Annotated in this window: 12 protein-coding genes; 8 read left to right on the forward strand and 4 right to left on the reverse strand. The window is 67.7% G+C overall.

The genetic code is table 11. From position 1 onward, the window contains the following. The first annotated feature begins 143 nt into the window (after nucleotides 1-143). Both AC1AYP_RS06630 and AC1AYP_RS06635 read left to right on the forward strand, forming a co-directional pair. Nucleotides 144-758, forward strand: a complete 615-nt coding sequence (locus tag AC1AYP_RS06630) for a hypothetical protein (RefSeq protein WP_476502886.1) — start codon at nucleotides 144-146, stop codon at nucleotides 756-758. Nucleotides 759-855: 97 nt separating this feature from the next. Beyond that, nucleotides 856-945 (forward strand): 30S ribosomal protein bS22, encoded by a 90-nt coding sequence (locus AC1AYP_RS06635; protein WP_004268639.1) that lies wholly within the window; start codon nucleotides 856-858, stop codon nucleotides 943-945. A gap of 302 nt (nucleotides 946-1,247) precedes the next feature. Here the strand turns inward: AC1AYP_RS06635 and rpiA are convergent, their stop codons facing one another. Both rpiA and AC1AYP_RS06645 read right to left on the reverse strand, forming a co-directional pair. Beyond that, a complete protein-coding gene (gene rpiA / locus AC1AYP_RS06640; protein ID WP_034527071.1) occupies nucleotides 1,248-1,946 on the reverse strand; it encodes a ribose-5-phosphate isomerase RpiA in 699 nt (232 codons plus the stop codon). A gap of 95 nt (nucleotides 1,947-2,041) precedes the next feature. Beyond that, complete coding sequence (locus tag AC1AYP_RS06645; RefSeq protein ID WP_476502941.1) at nucleotides 2,042-3,166, reverse strand: ribonuclease H family protein; 1,125 nt, start codon at nucleotides 3,164-3,166, stop codon at nucleotides 2,042-2,044. 389 nt (nucleotides 3,167-3,555) lie between these two features. On the opposite strand from AC1AYP_RS06645, the gene AC1AYP_RS06650 reads away from it, so the two are divergent. The 6 genes from AC1AYP_RS06650 (at nucleotide 3,556) to AC1AYP_RS06675 (ending at nucleotide 12,207) form a co-directional block, all read left to right on the forward strand. Further along, entirely contained in the window at nucleotides 3,556-5,796 is a 2,241-nt protein-coding gene (locus tag AC1AYP_RS06650) for a fibronectin type III domain-containing protein (RefSeq protein WP_476547199.1), read from the forward strand. Between the two features lie 328 nt (nucleotides 5,797-6,124). Continuing rightward, a complete protein-coding gene (locus AC1AYP_RS06655; protein WP_476502884.1) occupies nucleotides 6,125-7,333 on the forward strand; it encodes a heme/hemin ABC transporter substrate-binding protein in 1,209 nt (402 codons plus the stop codon). Then, nucleotides 7,330-8,430: a FecCD family ABC transporter permease gene (locus AC1AYP_RS06660; RefSeq protein ID WP_476502883.1), complete on the forward strand. Its 1,101-nt coding sequence runs from the start codon at nucleotides 7,330-7,332 to the stop codon at nucleotides 8,428-8,430. The genes AC1AYP_RS06655 and AC1AYP_RS06660 overlap by 4 nt, the downstream gene beginning before the upstream one ends. 11 nt (nucleotides 8,431-8,441) lie before the next feature. Continuing rightward, nucleotides 8,442-9,380, forward strand: coding sequence for a heme ABC transporter ATP-binding protein (locus AC1AYP_RS06665; RefSeq protein ID WP_476502882.1), 939 nt, complete (start codon nucleotides 8,442-8,444; stop codon nucleotides 9,378-9,380). Beyond that, nucleotides 9,377-10,723, forward strand: a complete 1,347-nt coding sequence (locus AC1AYP_RS06670; RefSeq protein WP_476502881.1) for a hypothetical protein — start codon at nucleotides 9,377-9,379, stop codon at nucleotides 10,721-10,723. Before AC1AYP_RS06665 ends, AC1AYP_RS06670 begins: the two co-directional genes overlap by 4 nt. Beyond that, nucleotides 10,723-12,207, forward strand: a complete 1,485-nt coding sequence (locus tag AC1AYP_RS06675; RefSeq protein ID WP_476544641.1) for a hypothetical protein — start codon at nucleotides 10,723-10,725, stop codon at nucleotides 12,205-12,207. The genes AC1AYP_RS06670 and AC1AYP_RS06675 overlap by 1 nt, the downstream gene beginning before the upstream one ends. Before the next feature lie 304 nt (nucleotides 12,208-12,511). On the opposite strand, the gene pgm is transcribed toward AC1AYP_RS06675, so the two are convergent. Further along, nucleotides 12,512-14,188 carry a phosphoglucomutase (alpha-D-glucose-1,6-bisphosphate-dependent) gene (gene pgm, locus AC1AYP_RS06680; RefSeq protein ID WP_476502879.1) on the reverse strand — a complete coding sequence of 559 codons (1,677 nt, stop codon included), beginning with the start codon at nucleotides 14,186-14,188 and terminating at the stop codon, nucleotides 12,512-12,514. Nucleotides 14,189-14,497: 309 nt separating this feature from the next. Then, the gene (locus AC1AYP_RS06685) at nucleotides 14,498-18,529 is read right to left on the reverse strand and encodes a S8 family serine peptidase (protein WP_476502878.1); all 4,032 of its coding nucleotides are present in this window, start codon (nucleotides 18,527-18,529) and stop codon (nucleotides 14,498-14,500) included. Nucleotides 18,530-19,507: the final 978 nt, after the last annotated feature.

A 19,507-nucleotide genomic window follows, 5' to 3' on the forward strand; every position in this document is an offset into this window, starting at 1 on the left:
TCGACGATACGCACGCGATCCGCGAATCGGTGCATACGTACCGTTTTCCTTCCGCTCCCGGTGTGTCGCGCCGGCATCCCGTCTCCCATCCCCGGCGTTCCGCGCCTTCCGCAGCGTCACAAGGCTGTGCCACAATCGGAATCATGTCGAATACTCGTAGTTCCTCGCAACACGGCCACGGCAAACTGATCGCCGTCATCATCGCCGCGGCGCTCGTCGTCATCCTCGCACTGCTGTCCGCCTTCGTCTGGCCCGGCTGGGCTCTCAACAAGAACGCCGCCGGCGAACAGAACGGCACGCAGCAGACCGCGGAACCGACCACGCCGAGCATCAAGGCCACGGCCCTGCCGGACAATGCGACCGAACTGCTCAAGGCCATGCCGGACAGCGTGCTCAACTTCGCGCGCACCAAGGCGGACGCCTCGACCACGTGGAACTCCGCCACGCCGCTCGAAGAGTACACGCTCACCTATTCGACCGGCAAGAAGGCCGCCGACGTGACGCTCATCGTCGCCCAATGGAGCACGTCCGACCCGGCGAAGACCCAGTACGACGCGCTCGCCAAGGCGCTGGACGGCAAGTCGATCGCCTCGGGCTCGGTGAAGGTGCAGGGCGACACCACCGGCGACTACGTGGTGAAGACCGACAAGGACGATGCGAAGAAGGCCACCGCCCTGTGGCGCAACGACACGGTCGTGTTCCAGGCCACCGGCACGAAGGCTTCGATCCAGCGGTTCTACGAGAAGTTCCCGCTGTGATGTTGCGACGCTGCGACGCACGGGTGGCGTAGTCCGCGAGAACGTGTATACTCGTGCGAGTTGCAACTTTTACGATTAATCGGATTGGAGGCTTCAGATGGGTTCCGTCATCAAGAAGCGCCGCAAGCGGATGAGCAAGAAGAAGCACCGCAAACTGCTGCGTAAGACCCGCCACCAGCGCAAGTAGTCTTACCTGCATCAAGGCATGAGAAGACCCCCGCGGACCGGAAGGTTCGCGGGGGTCTTCGTTTGTTTTGCGGGGTCGGAGGGGAGGACGTAATGGTCGTTCCGGTGATATCACGGTTCACTCCGGGATTTTCCACGGGAAAACGTGGACAGCTCCGGAGTGAACCGTGACGAATCGGGAGGGGAGCGTGACGGGCCAGGGCGAACTGTGGTCTACCCCTCAGTCGGCTTCGCCGACAGCTCCCCTGTCAAGGGGAGCCGAGAAAAGTGAGGCCGACTCGGTCCGACGTCGGTCGAACTATCTCACTTGTTGCCGTTGGTGAGGACGCGCGGGCCGTTCGGATCGCCGACGATCACCTTGTCGACCATGTTGAGGAACAGGCCGTGCTCGACGACGCCCACCGTGTTGATGAGGTCCTCGGCCAGCTCGAACGGGTGCTCGATCTTCTCCAGGTGCAGGTCCACGACGTAGTTGTTCTCGTCGGTGCGGACCTCCTTGCCTTCGGCGTCGAGACGCAGGACCGGCTTGTAGCCCTTGGCCTCGAACTTCTTGATCACGTGGCCGGCACCGAACGGGATCACCTCGACCGGCAGCGGGAACTTGCCGATCGTGTCGACGACCTTGGATTCGTCGACGATCCACACGATCTTGTCGGAGTTGGTGGCCACGATCTTCTCCCACAGGAGGGCCGCGCCGCCGCCCTTGATGCCGTTGAAGTTCTTGTCGACCTCGTCCGCGCCGTCGATGGTCACGTCGATGTGGTCCACGTCGTCGATGTCGACGATCTTGATGCCGTAGCTCTCGGCCTGCGCCTGCGTGCGGCGGGAGGTGGTCACGCCGGTGAACTGGAGGCCTTCCTCCTGCACGCGGCGGCCGAGCTCGTCGACGAGGAACTTGACGGTGGAGCCGGTGCCCAGGCCCGCGATCATGCCGTTCTCGATGAGCTTGGCGGCCTCGATGCCGGCGGCCTTCTTGAGGGCGTCCTGCTGTGCCTTATCCATGATGTGAATCCTTTCCTTCCATGTGAAAAGTCGTTTCCATCCTAACGCGGGTGGAAGATTGTGCGCGGCTGTGTGCGCTCGTGTTCGCGAAGTGTTCAGTTGCGCAGGAAATCCGCGTTCGCAATCGTGAGATTGCCGTCGCCGTCCACGAATCCGTCCACTGCGATGTACCCGTGCACGTGCATCGCCGTGCCGTCGTAGAACGGGCTCGTCTTCGGTGCGGGCGAGAAGCGCACCGCCCCCGACACCTTCAGCCCGCTCGGCGCGAGTCGCGGCGCGGACTGTGCGGACTGTGCGGACTGTGCGGGTTGCGCGGACTGTGCGGGTTGCGCGGACTGTGCGGGTTGCGCGGACTGTGCGGGTTGCGCGGTGGCATGCGCGGTGGTGCGTTCCGCTGTCGCGCCGCGCGTTTCCGTCGCGTCCGGCGTAGCGTCGCGCGTCGTACGGGGGGCGTCCGGCGCTACGTCAGACGCGTCGCCGCCCGCGCCGCCGAGATCGTCCGGCACGCCTTCCGGTTCGGCGAGCAGATCCGCGAGACTCTTCCGTGATTCCGCCCGCGTCGTCGCCCGAGAGCCGGCCGTCGCGTCGCGACGTGCGCGCGACGGCGCGGCGGCCGTGCCGGCCCCGCCACGCCCCGTCGCCGTCGCGTCGCCGGCCGCGTGCTTGCGCAGGCTCGCCGCGTCCGCCTTGCCGTCCAGCACGAGCTGGACGTCCGGCGGCACGTCGGTTCCGCGCGAGTATTCCGAGTTCAGTAGCGAGCGCCACCCCTCGATCGGTAGATAGCCGTCGCGCGCGCCCGACCGGCAGTCGCCGGCGTACGTGCGCGCGAGTTCGTCGACGAGTTCGTTGCCCGCGTTGCCCGCGTGCCCCTTCACCCATTTGAATTCGACGGGACCGGGGCGTTGCGAGATCGCCTCGTCGATCGCCTGAATGAGTTCGCGGTTCTTGACCGGCTTCTTCTGCGAGTTCTTCCAGCCGTTGCGTTTCCAGCCTTTGACCCATTTCGTCGAGCAGTTGATCGCGTATTGCGAATCCGATTCGATGATGAGCTTCTGCGGTCCCGGATGCGTGCGCAGCGCCTCCAACACGGCGCACAGCTCGCCGATCTGGTTGGTGCCGTTCGTGGCGCCGCCCGCATCGTAGCCGCGTGAGTCGTGCTCATGCCCCGGTTCGCCGCCGTCGCCCGCGTCCTTCGCGTGGTCGGCCCACGCCCAGCCCATCGGTCCGTTCGGATTGCCGAGCGCGGAGCCATCCGTCGATACCACAATCGTGTCAGTCATGCCTCCACCCTAACGGCACCCGCGGGCGTGACGGGGAACGACCGTCCCACCCGCTTCGCGGGACTCCCCGCCGGCGGGAAGTCCGAGGCGAACCGGCGAATGTGAGGTTTATCACACCTATTGATTTCGGGGCGGGAATCTGCCATCGCGCGCGTGCGAATAGCGGCGGAATCCCGTGGACACAAGACTGTTCTTCCCAAAGAATCCTTCGTAGATTGCGAAATGCTTTCGCGGCCGCCTGCCAGCGACTCCAGGGAATCAGGGGCGGAATCCGCGAACCTCCGCAAGCGAACCTCCGCAAGGGAACGAAGGAACGAAAGGAACCCAGGATGACCGCATCATCCCACCGCGCAATCGCCGCGAATGCCGCACGTGCCGTAATCGCCGCGTTCGCGGCCGTCGCCGCGCTCGGCTCCGGACTCGTCGCGCCGGCCGCATACGCCGCCGACGCCGCACAGGGCACGCAGAAGACCACCAGCGACGCCACGCTCACGTGGAGCCTCAACAAGGAATCGAACTGGCGCGCCTACGCGCCGGGCACGTTCAACTTCCTGTCCGCCGGCATCGTCGACAAGACCTCGGCCGACGACTCCGTCGAGGAGAACGAGTGGAAGCAGACGGACGGCAACGTGTCCATCGAGAAGAAGCAGGCGGACGGCACGTACAAGGCCGCCACCTGGGCCGGTCTCAAGACCACGCCGGACGGCAAGGACCTGCCCGCCGCCTATTCCGCGACCGGCGAGGGCAGCGGTAACCGCGTCAAGCTCACCAAGGGCGTCGGCACGATTGATGCCGCGAACGACGACGCCGAGATCTCGTGGGACGGCGCGTTCACCGTCGTCTACTACTCCGGCCTCAACCAGTGGTACGCGAAGGACCTCAAGCTCACCGTGACGAACGGTTCCGGCAAGCTCACCGCCACGCTCGGCGGCTGGGGCACCGACATGAACGACACGAGCAAGTTTGCCGTGCTCGACGAGGAGCAGGACGTGGAGATCGCCACGCTTTCGAACGTCGACGTGAAGGACGACGGCACCGTCGTCACCCCCGACTTCAACGAGACCGACGTGGACGGCCAGGGCACGATGTTCAAGAGCTGGCCGAAGCCGTTCCTCGACTTCGTGACCAAGACCGGCTCCGGCCCGTACTGGTACGCCTCCGGCGGTGCCGCCGACCAGCGCAAGGCACCCGCCGAGATCCAGGTCGCCTACACGGCGAAGACCCCGGAACCGCAGGCCACCGTGCCGGACGCGCCGGCCAAGCCGACCGTGACCGTCGCCGGCACCATGGCCGACCCGTACCGCGTGAAGGTCGATTGGACTGCCCCGGCGAGCGATGGCGGTTCCGCGATCACCGGCTACACGGTGACCCTCACCCCGTCCACCGGCGACCCGGTCAACCAGGACGTTGACGCGAGCGCCACCACCGCGACGTTCGGCAAGCTCACCGCCCAGAACGTCTCCTACACGGCGTCCGTCGTCGCGAAGAACGCGGAAGGCGCGTCCGTCGCGTCCCCGGCCTCCGACGCGGTCACCCCGAACGCCGATCCGACCGCCACGCCGGCCGTCACCGTCGAACCGACCGACGGCATCGACCCGGCCGTGGAGAACACGTTCACCGTCAAGGGCACCGGTTTCACCGGTGGCGCCGCCTTCTACGGCGCGTACGCCGTCGTCGCCGACACGAGCAAGTGGAACGCCGGCCAGAACCCAGCCTCGCCGAACGACTTCGTCAAGGCCGCGTGGGTCAAGGCCGCCGACATCAAGGACGGCGCGTTCACCGCCACCGTCACCGTGCCCGCCGGCTCGCTCGAATACGGCAAGACCTACGTGGTCGGCACGACCGCCACGCACGGCCTGTCCCTGACCGACCGTCGCCTCGACACCGCCACCGCGATCACGCTCAAGGCCCAGCCGAAGGCTCCCGAGGCCCCGGCCCAGCCCACGCTCGCCGCGAACGGCACCAGCGCCACCGTCACCTGGACCGCCCCGGCCGACAACGGTTCCGCGATCACCGGCTACACGGTGACGCTCACCCCGGCCAGCGGCACGGGCGACGTCAAGACCCAGGACGTCGCCGCCGACGCCACGTCCGTCACGTTTGACGGCCTCGCCAAGGGCGTCGCCTACACGGCGTCCGTCGTCGCGAAGAACGCGATCGGCGCGTCCGCCGCGTCCCCGGCCTCCGCGCCGGTCACGATTGATGATGACGGTGATGGTGATGGTTCCGGTGATGGTGATGGTAACGGTTCCGGTTCCACCGATGGCGACGGTACGACCGGCGGCAACGGCGGTAACGGCACCACCGACGGTAACGGCACGACCGGCGGCAACGGCGGCAACGACTCCACCGATGGCACCGGCTCCGGCACGACCGGTACCACGCAGTCCGGCACGACCGGTTCGACCACGACCGGCACCTCGAACACCACGACGAACGGCACGACGAACGCCGCCGGCTCCGCCACGCTGAGCTCGACCGGTGCCTCCGTCGCCGCGCTCACCGCCGTGATGATCGCCCTCGCCGCCTGCGCGGCCACTGCGACCATCCTGCGCCGCCGCAACGCCTGATAGGTGGCGCGAGTACCCCCTCAGTCCGACCTCCGGCCGGCCAGCTCCCCCTAAAGGGGGCGCAAAGGGCCGGCCCGAAAAGACCGTCGATCTCGACAGCTCCCCCTGACAGGGGGAGCAGAGTGATGGCATGTGCCGAAGGCGCATTCCGTTTTTGCTCCCCCACGCATGTGGGGGAGCTTGGCACGCGCGAGATACCCGCCTCCAATAAATCCTTGCTCCCCCCACGCATGTGGGGGAGCTGGCGGCGAAGCCGACTGAGGGGGCATCCCGCCCCTCACCCTCATCTCCACCACCCATCTCCCCGTCACTCCCGGAAGGAATACCGATGCCCAGCGGACATGCGATCGCGACTGCGGCCTTCGTGGCCGTGTGCCTGCTGGCGTTCGGCGGATGCGCGAACATCGGCACGATTTCCGAGGCGAGCCTCGACAGCTGCGACGTGCCGACCGCCTCCACCGAGCCGAATCCGCCGCAACTGCCCGACGTCACGCAGGCGCAGCTCACCGATCCGCGCGAAATCACCGGCCCTACGACCGCGTACACGCGATCGGACCAGATCATCCCGATCACGAACGTGCCGTTCGAGGAGCAGCATCTTCCCGTCACCGTGGAAAGCGCGGACGGGCCGGAACAGACCGTGACCGACACGACGCGCATCCTCGCGCTCAACCAGAACGGCGGTCTCGCCGCGGCCGTGTACGCGCTCGGCTTCGGCTGCAACCTGGTCGGCCGCGACACGGCCACCGGCTCGTCCGGCATGGACAAGCTGCCCAAGGTGACCGTCAACGGCATGGACCTGAACGCGGAGGCGATTCTCGCGCTGGAACCGACCGTCATCATCACCGACACGTCGATTGGCCCGTACGACGTGCAGCTGCAGTTGCGCCAATCCGGGATTCCGGTCGTGTTCGTGCCGTTGGAAAGCGAGAAGGGCGTCGCCGGCGTGGGCGCGCAGATCCAGGCCGTCGCCGACGCGCTCGGCGTGTCCGGCCTCGGCAGACAGCTCGTCAAGCGCACGAACAGCGAGATCGGCCGGACCATCCAGAACATCGGCAAGAACCTCGTCCCCACGGACGAGAAGCGGCGCCCCCGCATCGTGTTCCTCTACGTGCGCGGCAAATCGATCTACTACTGGTTCGGCGAAGGCTCCGGCGCGGATTCGCTCATCCAGTCGATCGGCGCGGTCGACGTGGCCGAGGAGGTCGGTTTCAACGGCATGGCCCCCACCAACTCGGAGGCGCTCATCAAGGCGAAACCGGACGTGATTCTCGCGATGACCCTCGGCGTCGAATCCGCGGGAGGCGTCGACGGCATGCTCGCCCTGCCCGGCATTGCGGAGACGCCCGCTGGGCAGCACCGGCGCATCGTCGACATGAGCGACTACGAGATCATGAGCTTCGGTCCGCAGACCGCGCAGGTGCTGGCCGCGCTCGCCACCGCCGTCTACGCGCCCGAACACAGCTACCAGCCGGACGACGAGCCGGAAGTCATCCAGAAACGACTCGACGAGATGCAGGAGGAGAACAAGTCATGACCGAACGTGACTCGCGCATCCGCGCCAACGCGGCCGACCTCGGCCTCGCCGCCCGCACCCCGCGCGTCGGCAGGACCGCCCTCACCTTCATCGTGCTCGCCGCGGGCCTCGTCGTCATGACCGTCGTCTCCGCGTCGCTCGGCCAGCTCATCATCCCCTTCGACCAGGTGCTCGGCTCCGTGCTCAACAAAGTCGGCCTCCACTGGCTCGACGGCCCGTCTCGCGCGTTCGGCGAGGAAGCGTTGTGGAACGTGCGCTTCCCGCGCATCGTCATGGCGATCGTCGTCGGCGCGGCGCTCGGCGTGGCCGGCGCGCTCATGCAGGGCGTGTTCGGCAACCCGCTCGCCGAGCCGGGCACGGTGGGCGTCTCCTCCGGCGCGGCCGTCGGTGCGAGCTGCTCGATCCTCATGGGATGGGATTTCCTCGGCGCGCTCACCACGCCCGCGCTCGCCTTCGCGTGCGGCCTGTTCACCACCCTGTCCGTCTACCTGCTCGCCCGCCGTGACGGCCGCACCGAGGTCGTCACGCTGATTCTCACCGGCGTGGCCGTCAACGCGGTGGCCGGCGCGCTGATCTCGTTCTGCACGTTCGCCGCGCCCACCTCCGCCCGTGACCAGATTGTGTTTTGGCAGATGGGTTCGTTCAACGGTTCGCGTTGGAACCAGGTCGCGCTCGTCGCGCCGATGTGCGTGGTCGGCGTCATCGCCGTGCAGTTCATGGCGCATCGTCTCGACCTGCTCGCGCTCGGCGAGAAGCCGGCCCGCCATCTCGGCGTCGACGTGGAGCGTCTGCGCTTCTGCTCGATGCTCGTCGTCGCGCTGCTCGTCTCGTCGGCCGTCGCGTTCTGCGGCATCATCGCGTTCGTCGGTCTCGTCGTGCCGCATCTGCTGCGCATCATCATCGGTCCTGGGCATCGCGCGCTGCTGCCCGCCTCCGCGCTGGGCGGCGCGCTGCTGCTCACCATCGCGGATTTCGCCGCGCGCACCACGATCCAGTTCGCGGACCTGCCGATCGGCATGCTCACCTCGCTCGTCGGCGGACCGTTCTTCTTCTGGCTGCTGCGCCGCAGCCGCTCCAAGTCGGGAGGTTGGGCATGAAACTAACGGCCATGAACGTCCTGAGCCCGAACCGCACGCATCGCCCGCCGGTCCCGCCGCAGCCGGGCGACACCGTGCTGGAACTGGACGGCGTCGATGTCGAGATCGACGGCCGGCGAATCCTCGACGGCATCGACCTCGACATCCGCGCCGGCGAACTGCTCGCCATCGCCGGGCCCAACGGTGCCGGCAAATCCACGATGCTGGGCGCAATCACCGGCGACGTGCCGGTCACGTCCGGCTCGATCAGCCTGTTCGGCGAGCCGATCGCCGCGTGGGACGCGACCGAGCTCGCGATGCGCCGGGCCGTGCTCACGCAGAACGTGGACGTCACGTTCCCGTTCACCGTCGACGACATCGTGCGCATGGGCCGTTCGCCGTGGGAGGGCACGCCCGACGAGCTGGATGACGACATGGTCGTCGCGTCGGCGATGGCGATGACCGAATCCACGCCGCTCGCGGAACGCGTCTACACGTCCCTGTCCGGCGGCGAGCGCGGGCGCGCCGCGTTCTCTCGCGTGCTCGCGCAGGCCGCGCCGATCCTGCTGCTCGACGAGCCGACCGCCGCGATGGACGTGAAGCATCAGGAGATGCTGATGCGCCTGGGCCGCGACTACGCCGAAGCCGGTTGCGCGGTGGTCGTCATCGTGCATGCGCTCGACGCGGCGGCCGCATGGTCGGATCGCGTGGCGCTGCTGGAGCGCGGCCGGATCGCCGCGCTCGGCGCGCCCGATGAGGTGTTCACGTCCGCGCGACTGTCCGCCGTGTACCAGTGTCCGATCGAGGTGCTGCACCGCGGCGACGGGAGCCTCGTGATCCTGCCGGAGCGTCCGGCCGTGAGTCGTCACGTGTACGGCCGCCGCGCGTTCCCGCTCGAGGGACGCGCGAACCTGCCGCAGTTCGATCATGTGTCCGGTCAGATGTCCGGTCATGGGGAGGAGACGCGATGATGGTGAAGAGGACGATGACGCGTCTGGCCGCATGCGCGCTGTCCGCCGCGCTCGCGCTCGCCGCGGCCGCGACGGCGGTCACGCTCGGCGGCGTGCCTGCCGCGCACGCCGCCGGCGCGAGCGTCGCCGTCAGCGTGGACGGCGGCACGCTCAATTCGGACGGGAACACGGCGGTCGCGTTGTCTGGCAGCGGATTCCAGTCCGTGAAGAACGGATTCGGCGGCATCTACGTGCTGTTCGGATGGGTGAACGATCCGTCCGGCGGTACGTGGAAGCCGTCGCAGGGCGGCGTCACCGGCGAAAGCTACAAGTACGTGCCGGACGACGAGAACGATCCGGCCGGCTACGACGTGTTCGTCGCGTTCCCCGGCAGTTCGACGGCGAGCGCGGCGAATGGCGGCACGATCTCGTCCGACGGCACGTGGAGCGCGACGATCACCGTGCCGGGCGCGCGGTTCACGAGCTACGACCGCAACGGCGACCCGTCCGACGTGGACTGCACGACCGTCCAGTGCGGCATCATCACGATCGGCGCGCACGGCGTCGCGAACGCGAACAACGAGACGTTCACGCCGTTGACGTTCGGCGCGTCCGCCTCGCCCGCGCAGGATGCGGGCGCGACGGGGGCGTCCGATTCGTCGGCGGATGCGGGTGCCGCGGGAGGCGATGCCTTCGCCTCGGGCGGACAGTCCGCCGCGACGACCGCCACGCCGCGATCACAATCGAAGAAGACGACATCGAAGACGGATGCGGGCACGGGCGCGATTGCCGCCGACGCCGCAGTGGAGGGAACGGATATGGGAACCATCGCCACGTCGACGCTCGGCGTCGCGGGAACGCTGATCGTTGCTGCGGGCGTCATCCTCGGCGTCGCCGTGATCGTGCTCGCGGCGGGCATGGGCGGATATCTCGCCGCGAAGTCGCTGCTGCTCGGCGTCTCGCCGGCCGCGTTGGAGAAGGAGATGGCGCGGCGTGAGCGTCGCGCCGAGGCCGTGCGCGCGCGTGAGGAGCTCAAGTCGGCGCGCCGTCGCCGCAAGCAGGCCGAACGGCTGGCGCGCGAACAGGCGAAAGCCGGTCCCGCGCAGGGCCTGCTGGCCGATGCGGGCACGGGCGTGGATGCGGGTGGCGCCGTGGGCATGGCGGCGTCGCGCGCCACGATGCCGGGCGGCATCGGTGCCGTCGGCGATGAGACGCAGGTGCTTGCGATGCCGACGGGGGAGACCACGGTGATGCCTGCGGTCGCGGGTACGTCGGGTGCCGTCGCACGTCGCGCGGCCGACATCCGCGGGTTCTTCACCCGTCAGGTGGCGGCCGGCGCGGTGACGGCACAGGAGGGCGCGTGATGGGAGTGTGGCGCATGATGCTGAGGATGCTGTGCGCATTCGCCGTGGCGCTGACCGTGTGCGCTGGTTCGGTAGCCGTCGTCGCGCCCGCGTTCGCCGTGGGCGCCGACAGTGCGGATAGTGCGGGCGGTGCTGACAATGTGGACGGTGCGGACGGTTCCGGTGATAACGGGGATTCCGGTGATGGCGATGATTCCGGCGACTCCGGGAACGCCACGACACTCGCCGACGTGACGCTGCGCTGGGGCGTGAACGACGAGACCAACTCGGCCGCGTTCTACGGCGGCTGCAACTTCCTCTCCGCGGGAGTCGCCGCGAATACGGGCGGCTCGAAGACCTGGGATGAAAGCCTCTACCGGGCGAGCGACGGGAAGGTGAGCATCCAGAAACCCGACGCGAACGGCACCTGGACCGAGGCGACCTGGGCGTCGAAATGCCTCACCCGTGACGGCAACAACGTGACGATGGGCAAACGCGCCGACGGCCGGTCGATCAACACCGAAACGCAGGTCGTGCTCGGCGGCGGCACCGGCATGGTGAAGGCCGATGGCACGACGACCATCAGCTGGAAAGGCTCGTGGACGGTCGCCTACTACGGCGGCATGACCTACTGGTCCGTCACCGATCCGACGCTCACGCTCGCCGCGGACGGCACCGGCGCGCTCACCGCCACCGCCTCCGGCTACGGCGCCGACATGAACGACGCGAGCAAGTGGCTCACGCTCGAACCGCAGGAGATTCACCTCGCCGACTTCACCGGCGGCAACGCGGTGGACGTCGCGAAGGCGCTCGACGACCACGGGTTCACGGCGACGCCCGACTATCTCGGCATCGCGGTGAACGCGAGCGGCGACCACGGTTCGCAGGCCGCGAAAAGCGACGCGAACGCCGCCTACTGGGGCTCGTTCCCGCAGTCGTTCGTCGACTTCCAGCTCAAAACCGGCCAGTCCGCGTACTGGTACACGTCCGACAGCGCGCGCGATTTCGCGAAACCCGCGCTGCCGGTGAGCGTGCAGTACGACGCGTCGTATCAGGTGGACGCGGGGGAGGGGAGTCCGGACGCCGGGAGCGCCGCCGGGGGAGCGGCGTCGGGGAGCGCGCGCGGTTCGGGTGGTTCGGGTTCCGGCGGTTCCGGCGTGAGTGGTGTGACGGGGAAGGCCGCGTCCGGTGCGACTGGTTCCGGTGCGCGCACGAACGGCACGGGAACGGCGGGTGCGGTTTCCGGTGATGCCGGTGATGATACGGCTGCCGCGGGCGACGATGCGGACGGCGGCGTCGCCGGTGATGATGCGGCGGATTCCGCGGATTCGGGTGACTCCGGTGACGCGGGCGTGCTGCTCGTCGCCGACAACGCGCGCACCATCGCCGTCGGCTCCGGCTCGGTGGCCGTCGCCTCCGGCCTGCCGCTGGCGCTCGGCTGGCTCATCCGCCGCCGTCTCGGCCTCGACGCCGCCGCCGAATTGGACCGGCGATTAGGGCTGTAGGACAACTGTGGCCCCCTCTGACGGGCTGAGCCGTGAAGCGGAGAGCCCGGTGGGCTCTCCGTCGGCGAAGGCGAGCGACAGCGAGCTGATATGAGGTCGGCCGCAGGCCGTCCCTGATTGCGGACGGGCTCCCGGCGAAGCCGGGTGGGGGAGAGAAGAAGAGCGGCCGTAGGCCGCGGGGAAATCGAATCGACCTTCGGTCGATACCGCATCTCCCGCGGCCTACGGCCGCTCCACATACTCTCCCTCAGTCGCGGCTACGCCGCGTCAGCTCCCTCATCAGAGGGAGCCGAGAATGAGGACGTCACTCGCCGAGGGCCTTGTCGACGACCTCGGAGGCCTCCGCGAGCACCTTGTCGAGGGCTTCGGGGCTCTCGAAGGACTCGGCGTACACCTTGTAGATGTTCTCGGTGCCGGAAGGACGGGCGGCGAACCAGTTGTCCTTCGTGGTGACCTTGAGGCCGCCGATCTTGGCGTGATTGCCCGGCGCCTCGGTCAGCTTGGCGGTGATGTCCTCGCCGGCGAGCTGCGTGGCGGTCACGTCGTCGCCGGACAGGGAGGCGAACTTCTGCTTCTGCTCGAGCGTGGTCGGGGTGTCGACGCGCTTGTACCAGGACTCGCCGAAGCGGGCCACCTGGTCCTTGTGGAGCTCGGCCGGGTTCTTGCCGGTCTTCGCGGTGATCTCGGCGGCCAGCAGGTCGGGGATGAGACCATCCTTGTCGGTGGTCCACACGCGGCCGTCGCGGCGCAGGAAGCTCATGCCGGAGCTCTCCTCGCCGCCGAACGCGACCTCGCCGGAGAACAGCGGGTCGACGAACCACTTGAAGCCGACCGGGACCTCGATGACCTTCGCGTCGATCGACGCGGCGACGCGGTCGATCAGGGAGGAGGAGACGAGCGTCTTGCCGACGGCGGCGCCCTTCGGCCAGTCCGGACGGTTGCCGCCGAACAGGTACTCGACGCACACGGCGATGTAGTGGTTCGGGTTCATCACGCCCCAGTTCGGGCAGACGATGCCGTGGCGGTCGGCGTCCGGGTCGGTGCCGCCGACGAGATCGTACTTGTCCCACGCGCCGGCGTTGAGCTGGTCGACGAGGCCCTTCATCGCGTACGGCGAGGACGGGTCCATGCGGATCTTGCCGTCGTGGTCGATGGTCATGAAGCGCCAGGTCGGGTCGACCTCCGGGCGGACCACACCGATGTTCAGGCCGTACTTCTCGTTGATGAGCGGCCAGTAGTTGACGGACGCGCCGCCGAGCGGGTCGATGCCGAGACGCACGCCGGAGTTGCGGATCACGTCGAAGTCGATGACGTTGCCGAGGTCGGCCACGTAGTGCTCGCGGAAGTCGAAGCCCTCGACGTACTCGGACTTGACGGCCTCCTCGTAGGGCACGCGCTTGACGTTCTTGTAGTCGCCGAGCAGCTCGTTGGCGCGGGCGGCGATCGCGTTGGTCACGTCGGCCGGGGCGGGGCCGCCGGTGACGGGATCGTACTTGAAGCCGCCGTCGGTCGGCGGGTTGTGGGACGGGGTGACGACGATGCCGTCGGCCAGGCCTTCACCGGTGAAGCGCTGGGTGCCGTCGGCGGCGCGGTTGTGGGTCAGGATCGCCTGGGAGACGACCGGGGTGGGGACGAAGTCGTCGCGGGAGTCGATGCGCACGTGCACGCCGTTGGCGACGAGCACCTCGATCGCGGTCTTCTTGGCCGGGCCGGACAGCGCGTGCGTGTCGGAGCCGAGGTACAGCGGGCCGGTGACGCCGGCCTTCTTGCGGTATTCGGCGATGGCCTGGGAGATGGCGACGATGTGGGCCTCGTTGAACGAGGTCTTCAGGGACGATCCGCGGTGGCCGGAGGTGCCGAAGATGACACGCTGTTCCGGAACGGACGGGTCGGGGACGAGGTCATAGTACTTGCCGATGACCTCATCGACGTTGATCAGATCTTCTGGGGTGGCGGGCTTGCCCGCATTGTTTGCTACCATGGTTCCTATTGTGCCACGGTTTCGAAGCACGACATGGATGTTGTGTTAATTTTTGTCATATTTTGTGCGAAGTAGTCCCGTTGTCGGCCCCCTCTCGTTGACTGGCCTCTCGCTGGCCGGCCTCCCTCTGACGAGGGAGGTGTCATCGCGAAGCGATGACGGAGGGAGAGAAAAAGAGCGGCCGTAGGCCGCGGGGAAATCGAATCGGCCTTCGGCCGATGCCTTATCTCCCGCGGTCTACGGCCGCTCCTGTCTCTCCCCCACCCGGCTCCGCCGGGAGCCCCCTCGTCAGAGGGGGCCTAGGGGAACTTAGGCCTGGCGCTTGCGCCAGACCGTCAGGCCGATGCCGGCGGCGGCGGCGATGGCGGCGAGCGTCATGACCGCGGCGACGGCGGAACCGGTCGAGGACAGACCACCCTTGGCGGCCGTCTTACCGCCCTGCTGGTCCTTCTTGTCGGACTTGTCGGCGGGCGCGGACGGCTCCGGCTTGGGTTCGGGCTTGGGCTGCTCGGACTCCGTCAGGGCGTCGAAGGCGGTCTTCAGATCGCTGTAGGCGGTCTCGACTTCGGGCTGGGTGGCGTCCTTGTTCGCGAGCACGTCCTGCGCGGCCTTGAGGGCCTTCTGGAACGCGTTCCAGGAGTCGTCGGTGTAGTCGCCCTGCTTGGTGTCCTTCACCTGATCGACCAGAGCCTGCAGCTTGGTCTTGTCCACGGTGGCCTCGATGTGCTTCAGGCCGTCGAAGGCGGTCTTCAGATCGTTGAGCGCACCGTTGACCTCGTCCTGGGTGGCGTCGGTCTTGGCGAGCACGTCCTCGGCGGCCTTGAGGGCCTTCTGGAACGCGTTCCAGGAGTCATCGGTGTAGTCGCCCTTCTGGGTGCCCTTCACCGAGTCGACGAGCTTCTGCAGCTCGGTCTTGTCGACCTTGGCGGCCGGAGTGGACGGCGTCTCGATGTCGATGTTGTCGGTCTCGTCGGTGGACTTGACCGGCTCGACACCGTTGAGGTGCAGTACGAGGGCCTTGGACTTCGGGGCCTCCGGGCCGGCGCCGATGTGGGCGGCGATGCTCGTGTCGCCCTTGTCGGCGAAGACCGCGGTGCCGGAGTCGGACTGGCCGGCGTCGCCGAACCACAGGTACGGGTTCAGCGCGTCGAAGGCGAAGACGTCGCTCTTGTCGGACACGGCGGAGCCGGTGGTGGACACGTTGGCGGCGGCGGAGGATTCGATCTGCACATAGCCCTGCATGTATGCGGTCTTCGAATCCTTCGTGATGCCGAGCTTGGAGAGCTTCACCGGCAGCAGCACGATGTTGGAGTCGGCCACGGTGGAATCCGGAATCGGCTCGGAGTCGATCACATCGCCGAGGGCCAGGCCCTGACCGTTGTTGTAGACCTCGTAGGTTTCGGCCCACACGGCGTCGGTCGCGGTGGACTTGCCGGAGATGGGCTCGGCGGTGCTGATGGAGACGAAGGCGTCGACCTGACCGTCGCCGTTGGAATCCAGCAGCACTTCAGGGATGAAGTTGTTGCCGAGACGCGACCAGGTCTTGTCGGTCTGGACGCCGATGGTCAGGTATCCGGCGGACGGGTCGGACAGCTGGCGGGCGGTGGAGGAGAAGCCGACGGCGCGGATGTCGCCGGCGGCCGCGGAACGGGAGGTGTCGACGCTCGTGGCCTCGTCCCCTGCCGGGTCCTCGGTGAGCAGCTGCATCGGAGCGACCTGCGAGGTGTAGTTCTCCTCGCCGTCGCCCTGCGCGAAGCCGGCGTCGCCGGAGAGCTTCAGTGCGCCCTCCTTCGAATCCTTGGCGAATTCGAGCGAGGACTTGGTCGAGACGGACGGACGCGGCGCGGAGGAGACGGCCACGCGCAGCGGGGAGAACGCGGCGTCGGAGCCCTCGGCCGGGGCGAGACGCACGATGCCGCTGGCATCGGTCACGTAGTTGCTGTCACGGGTGGCGAGGCTCGGGTTCTTCGCCGGCTGGGTGGTGTCGCGCGTGTGGCGCAGCGCGGAGCGGTCCGGGATGCTCAGCGTCACGTTGAACGTGGCGGAGCCGTTGGCGGGCACGGCGAGCGTGGACTTGTCGACCGTGTAGGTGACGCCCGGGGTCTCGGTGCGCGGCACGTAGGCGACGTTGTAGGTCACGGCCTTGTCGGAGGAGTTGGTCACGGTGAAGGACTTCGTCGCGGTGTAGCCGTCGGCGGGCACCTGCACGATGCCGAACTGGCCGGTGACGGCTGTCGGGTCGTCGCTGGCGGCGACGGTGACAGGGTTGTTCACCGCGTCGAGGGCGTCGATGCGGCCGGTGCCGGAGCGGATCGGGCTCGTCGCGGCGCCGCCCTTGCTGATCGTCACGTCATGGTCGGCGGTGTTCATCACGGCGGCCTTGACCTGCTCCGGGGTCCAGCCCGGATGCGCCTGGAAGGTCAGCGCGGCCACGCCGGAGGTGAGCGGGGTGGCCATCGAGGTGCCGCTCATGACCTCCGGCTTGGTGCCGGTGCCGGCGGACGCGGAGACGATGCCCACGCCGGGGGCGGAGACGTCGGGCTTGACGGTGCCGTCGGCGGAGCCGTGGATGCCGCGGGAGGTGAAGTCGGCCACGGTGTCCTGGAAGTCGGCGGAGTAGTCGACCTTGAGGCTCATGCGCTGGTCGGAGGAGAGCTTGACCTCGAGCGTGCCGGCGTCGAGCGCGGACTGGATCTTCTCCACGCCCGGAGCGGTGACCTGGAAGCCGGGGATGCCGGCGTTGCCGGCGATGCCGGCGGACGGCAGCTTGGACTGGGAAGCGAAGATGATGGCCTTCGCGCCGGCCTTCTCGGCGTTGTTGAAGCGTGCGCCGGAGCCGCAGACCACGTTCGCGTCATCCCATTCGACCCACGCGATGTTGCCCTTGACGGCCTTCGCGTCGGCGTCGGAGTAGGCGGCGCAGCCGTTGAGGTTGTTCGGGTCGGAGACCTTCACGACCTTGCCGGTCACGGAGAAGTCCTCGAGCTTCGTGTAGTTCTGCGAGTACTGGCCGGGCAGCGCGGTGCCGGCGATGTCGCTCGGGGCGGTCGCGGTGATGGAGTCCTGCAGCGTGCCGCCGGACTGGCTGGCGGCCACGGCGAGGGAGCTGGTCGCGGTGGCCGGGCTGCCCATGATGTCCGTGAAGTCGCCGTCGTTGCCGGCCGCGACCACGGAGAGCACGCCCTGCTTGGTGAGTGCGTTCACCTTGGCGGTGTCCGGGTCGTCCGGGGTGCCGTAGCCGCCGCCGAGGGACATGGAGAGGATGTCGATCTTCTTGCCTTCGGGCGCGTTGACGAGGTTCTTGGCGACCCAGTCGAGGCCGGCGCCAACCAGACCGGTGGAGCCGCCGTTGTCGCCGAACACCTTGACGGAGTAAATGCCCGCCTGCGGCGCGGAGCCGGGGGCGACGGTCATCGCGCGCACGTCGGCTTCGGAGATCTTCGTGTAGTCGGAGTCCTTGGCGCTCGTGCCGTCGGCCTTCACGCCGTAGCCCGCGGCGGTGCCGGCGACGTGGGTGCCGTGGTGGCCGCCCTTGCCGTCGATCGGGTTCTCGTCCGGGTTCGGGGTGACGTGCACGTTGTCGTTCGGGTAGTAGTCGGAACCGGCGAGATCGGTGCCGCCGAGGAACTTGTTCGTGTCGGCGAGGCCGGCGGGCACGGTCGTGGAAGCGAGCGCCTGCTCGTAGGCCGCGGTGGTGCCGGGGCCGCCGAAGTCGGCGTGCGTGTAGTCGAGACCGGTGTCCATGATCGCGATGTTGACGCCCTTGCCGGTCTTGCCGGTCTGCGTCCACGTGCTCACGGCGCGCACGAGCGCGTCGTTGTTCGCGTTGGCCGGGTTCGCGTTGGTACCGGCCGCGGTGGTGTCCGCCGTGCTGGCGGTGGTCGCGGTCTTCAGCGTGATCGGGCTGATCTTGACGACGTCGCCATTGTTCCCGGCGAGCGTGCGCAGCGCGTTGGCGTCGGCGTAGACGGCGACGCCCGGAACGGTGTACGAGGTGGTGTACACGAGCTTGGCGTTCGGGTCGAGCTTCTTGAGCTGGGCGAACACGTCGTCGGCGGTCGCGGCGGACTGCTCGGCGGCCGCGTTGGCGGCGGCCTTCATCGACGTGCGTGCACGGGTCGAACCGCCGTTGTTGCTGTAGACGGACAGACCGCTCTTGCCGACGGTCTGGATGAACACGAGCTTGGTGCCGGTCGCGTCGGCGAGACGCGACGAGATGTTGGCGTACTGCAGCGGGGTGCCGGTCGCCGGTGCGGCCGACGCGGTGGCCACGAACGACCCCGCGGCCATCGCCGCGCAGGCCGCCGCGGCGGCCCAGCGCATCCATGTGGGTTGCTTCATACCTCTCCTTTTCAGGTGTTCTGCGACCGGATGCGTCGAACGTGCGCGGGGGTATGGCGGAACGCGGATGCGTCGAGACGCTCCCGTGTGATTCAGCTTCGAGTCCCCCGTGCGCGTGCGTGAACCGCCCGCGATAAACGTCTGCATTGTATGGACGCGATTGTTTCCGTCGCCCGTCCGTCCGATTGGTGACACGGTGCCCGCCATGCGGCGATACCGTGGCCCGCGGCCCGCCGCCGGCATCGTTTTCGTTGCCGTTTCAGCGTTTTCAGGCTTCCTTCACATCGTTGTCCGGGCTGTGCCGAATCGCCGCGATACGACGTTTTTCTGGATGTTTCTGAAGATTTTCTTGCATGAATCCTGCATAATTCACATACGCTTGGAACCGTTGCCGTGCATGGCATGCACGATGATTTCGATGCCGGTCGTCAGCCGGAATCTTTCATTGTTTTTACAAGCCTGTAACACGATTCTCGTTTTTCCGTCACGAGCCCTGTCGCCTCCCTCTGACGAGGGAGGTGTCATCGCGAAGCGATGACGGAGGGAGAGAAGCAAAGCGGCCGTAGGCCGCAGGAAACGGAATCGGCCTTCGGCTGATGCGGTGTCTCTGTGGCCTGCGGCCGCTGTCTCTCCCTCAGTCGGCCTGCGGCCGCCAGCTCCCTAACCCCCTCAGTCCGGCCTTTGGCCGGCCAGCTCCCCCTGAAGGGGGCGCAAGAAAATCGACATGCGCGAAGCGCATGATCTTTTCCCTTGCGCCCCCACGGATGTGGGGGAGCTGTCGCGCGAAGCGCGACTGAGGGGGCCGGCGGTTTCATACCGTGGAGGCAATCGTAAAAATTTTCTTTCATAATTCCCGCGGCGCTGGCGGCATTGGAACGATGGGGCTGTGAGGACCGAATCATCCGGTCCGCACAGCCCCGTCTTTTGATTGTTTTTACTTCGGCGCAACATGATGTTCTTCCGTTTCGAGAATTTTTC

The organism is Bifidobacterium sp. LH_424 (assembly GCF_056356895.1).

Bases quoted from the DNA above. Each gene is read 5' to 3' on its own strand.
- rpiA (WP_034527071.1), bottom strand. From the start codon at position 1,946: ATGGATAAGGCACAGCAGGACGCCCTCAAGAAGGCCGCCGGCATCGAG.
- AC1AYP_RS06670 (WP_476502881.1), top strand. From the start codon at position 9,377: ATGATGGTGAAGAGGACGATGACGCGTCTGGCCGCATGCGCGCTGTCC.
- AC1AYP_RS06685 (WP_476502878.1), bottom strand. From the start codon at position 18,529: ATGAAGCAACCCACATGGATGCGCTGGGCCGCCGCGGCGGCCTGCGCG.
- AC1AYP_RS06665 (WP_476502882.1), top strand. From the start codon at position 8,442: ATGAACGTCCTGAGCCCGAACCGCACGCATCGCCCGCCGGTCCCGCCG.
- AC1AYP_RS06675 (WP_476544641.1), top strand. From the start codon at position 10,723: ATGGGAGTGTGGCGCATGATGCTGAGGATGCTGTGCGCATTCGCCGTG.
- AC1AYP_RS06655 (WP_476502884.1), top strand. From the start codon at position 6,125: ATGCCCAGCGGACATGCGATCGCGACTGCGGCCTTCGTGGCCGTGTGC.
- AC1AYP_RS06635 (WP_004268639.1), top strand. From the start codon at position 856: ATGGGTTCCGTCATCAAGAAGCGCCGCAAGCGGATGAGCAAGAAGAAG.
- AC1AYP_RS06630 (WP_476502886.1), top strand. From the start codon at position 144: ATGTCGAATACTCGTAGTTCCTCGCAACACGGCCACGGCAAACTGATC.
- AC1AYP_RS06660 (WP_476502883.1), top strand. From the start codon at position 7,330: ATGACCGAACGTGACTCGCGCATCCGCGCCAACGCGGCCGACCTCGGC.
- pgm (WP_476502879.1), bottom strand. From the start codon at position 14,188: ATGGTAGCAAACAATGCGGGCAAGCCCGCCACCCCAGAAGATCTGATC.
- AC1AYP_RS06650 (WP_476547199.1), top strand. From the start codon at position 3,556: ATGACCGCATCATCCCACCGCGCAATCGCCGCGAATGCCGCACGTGCC.
- AC1AYP_RS06645 (WP_476502941.1), bottom strand. From the start codon at position 3,166: ATGGGCTGGGCGTGGGCCGACCACGCGAAGGACGCGGGCGACGGCGGC.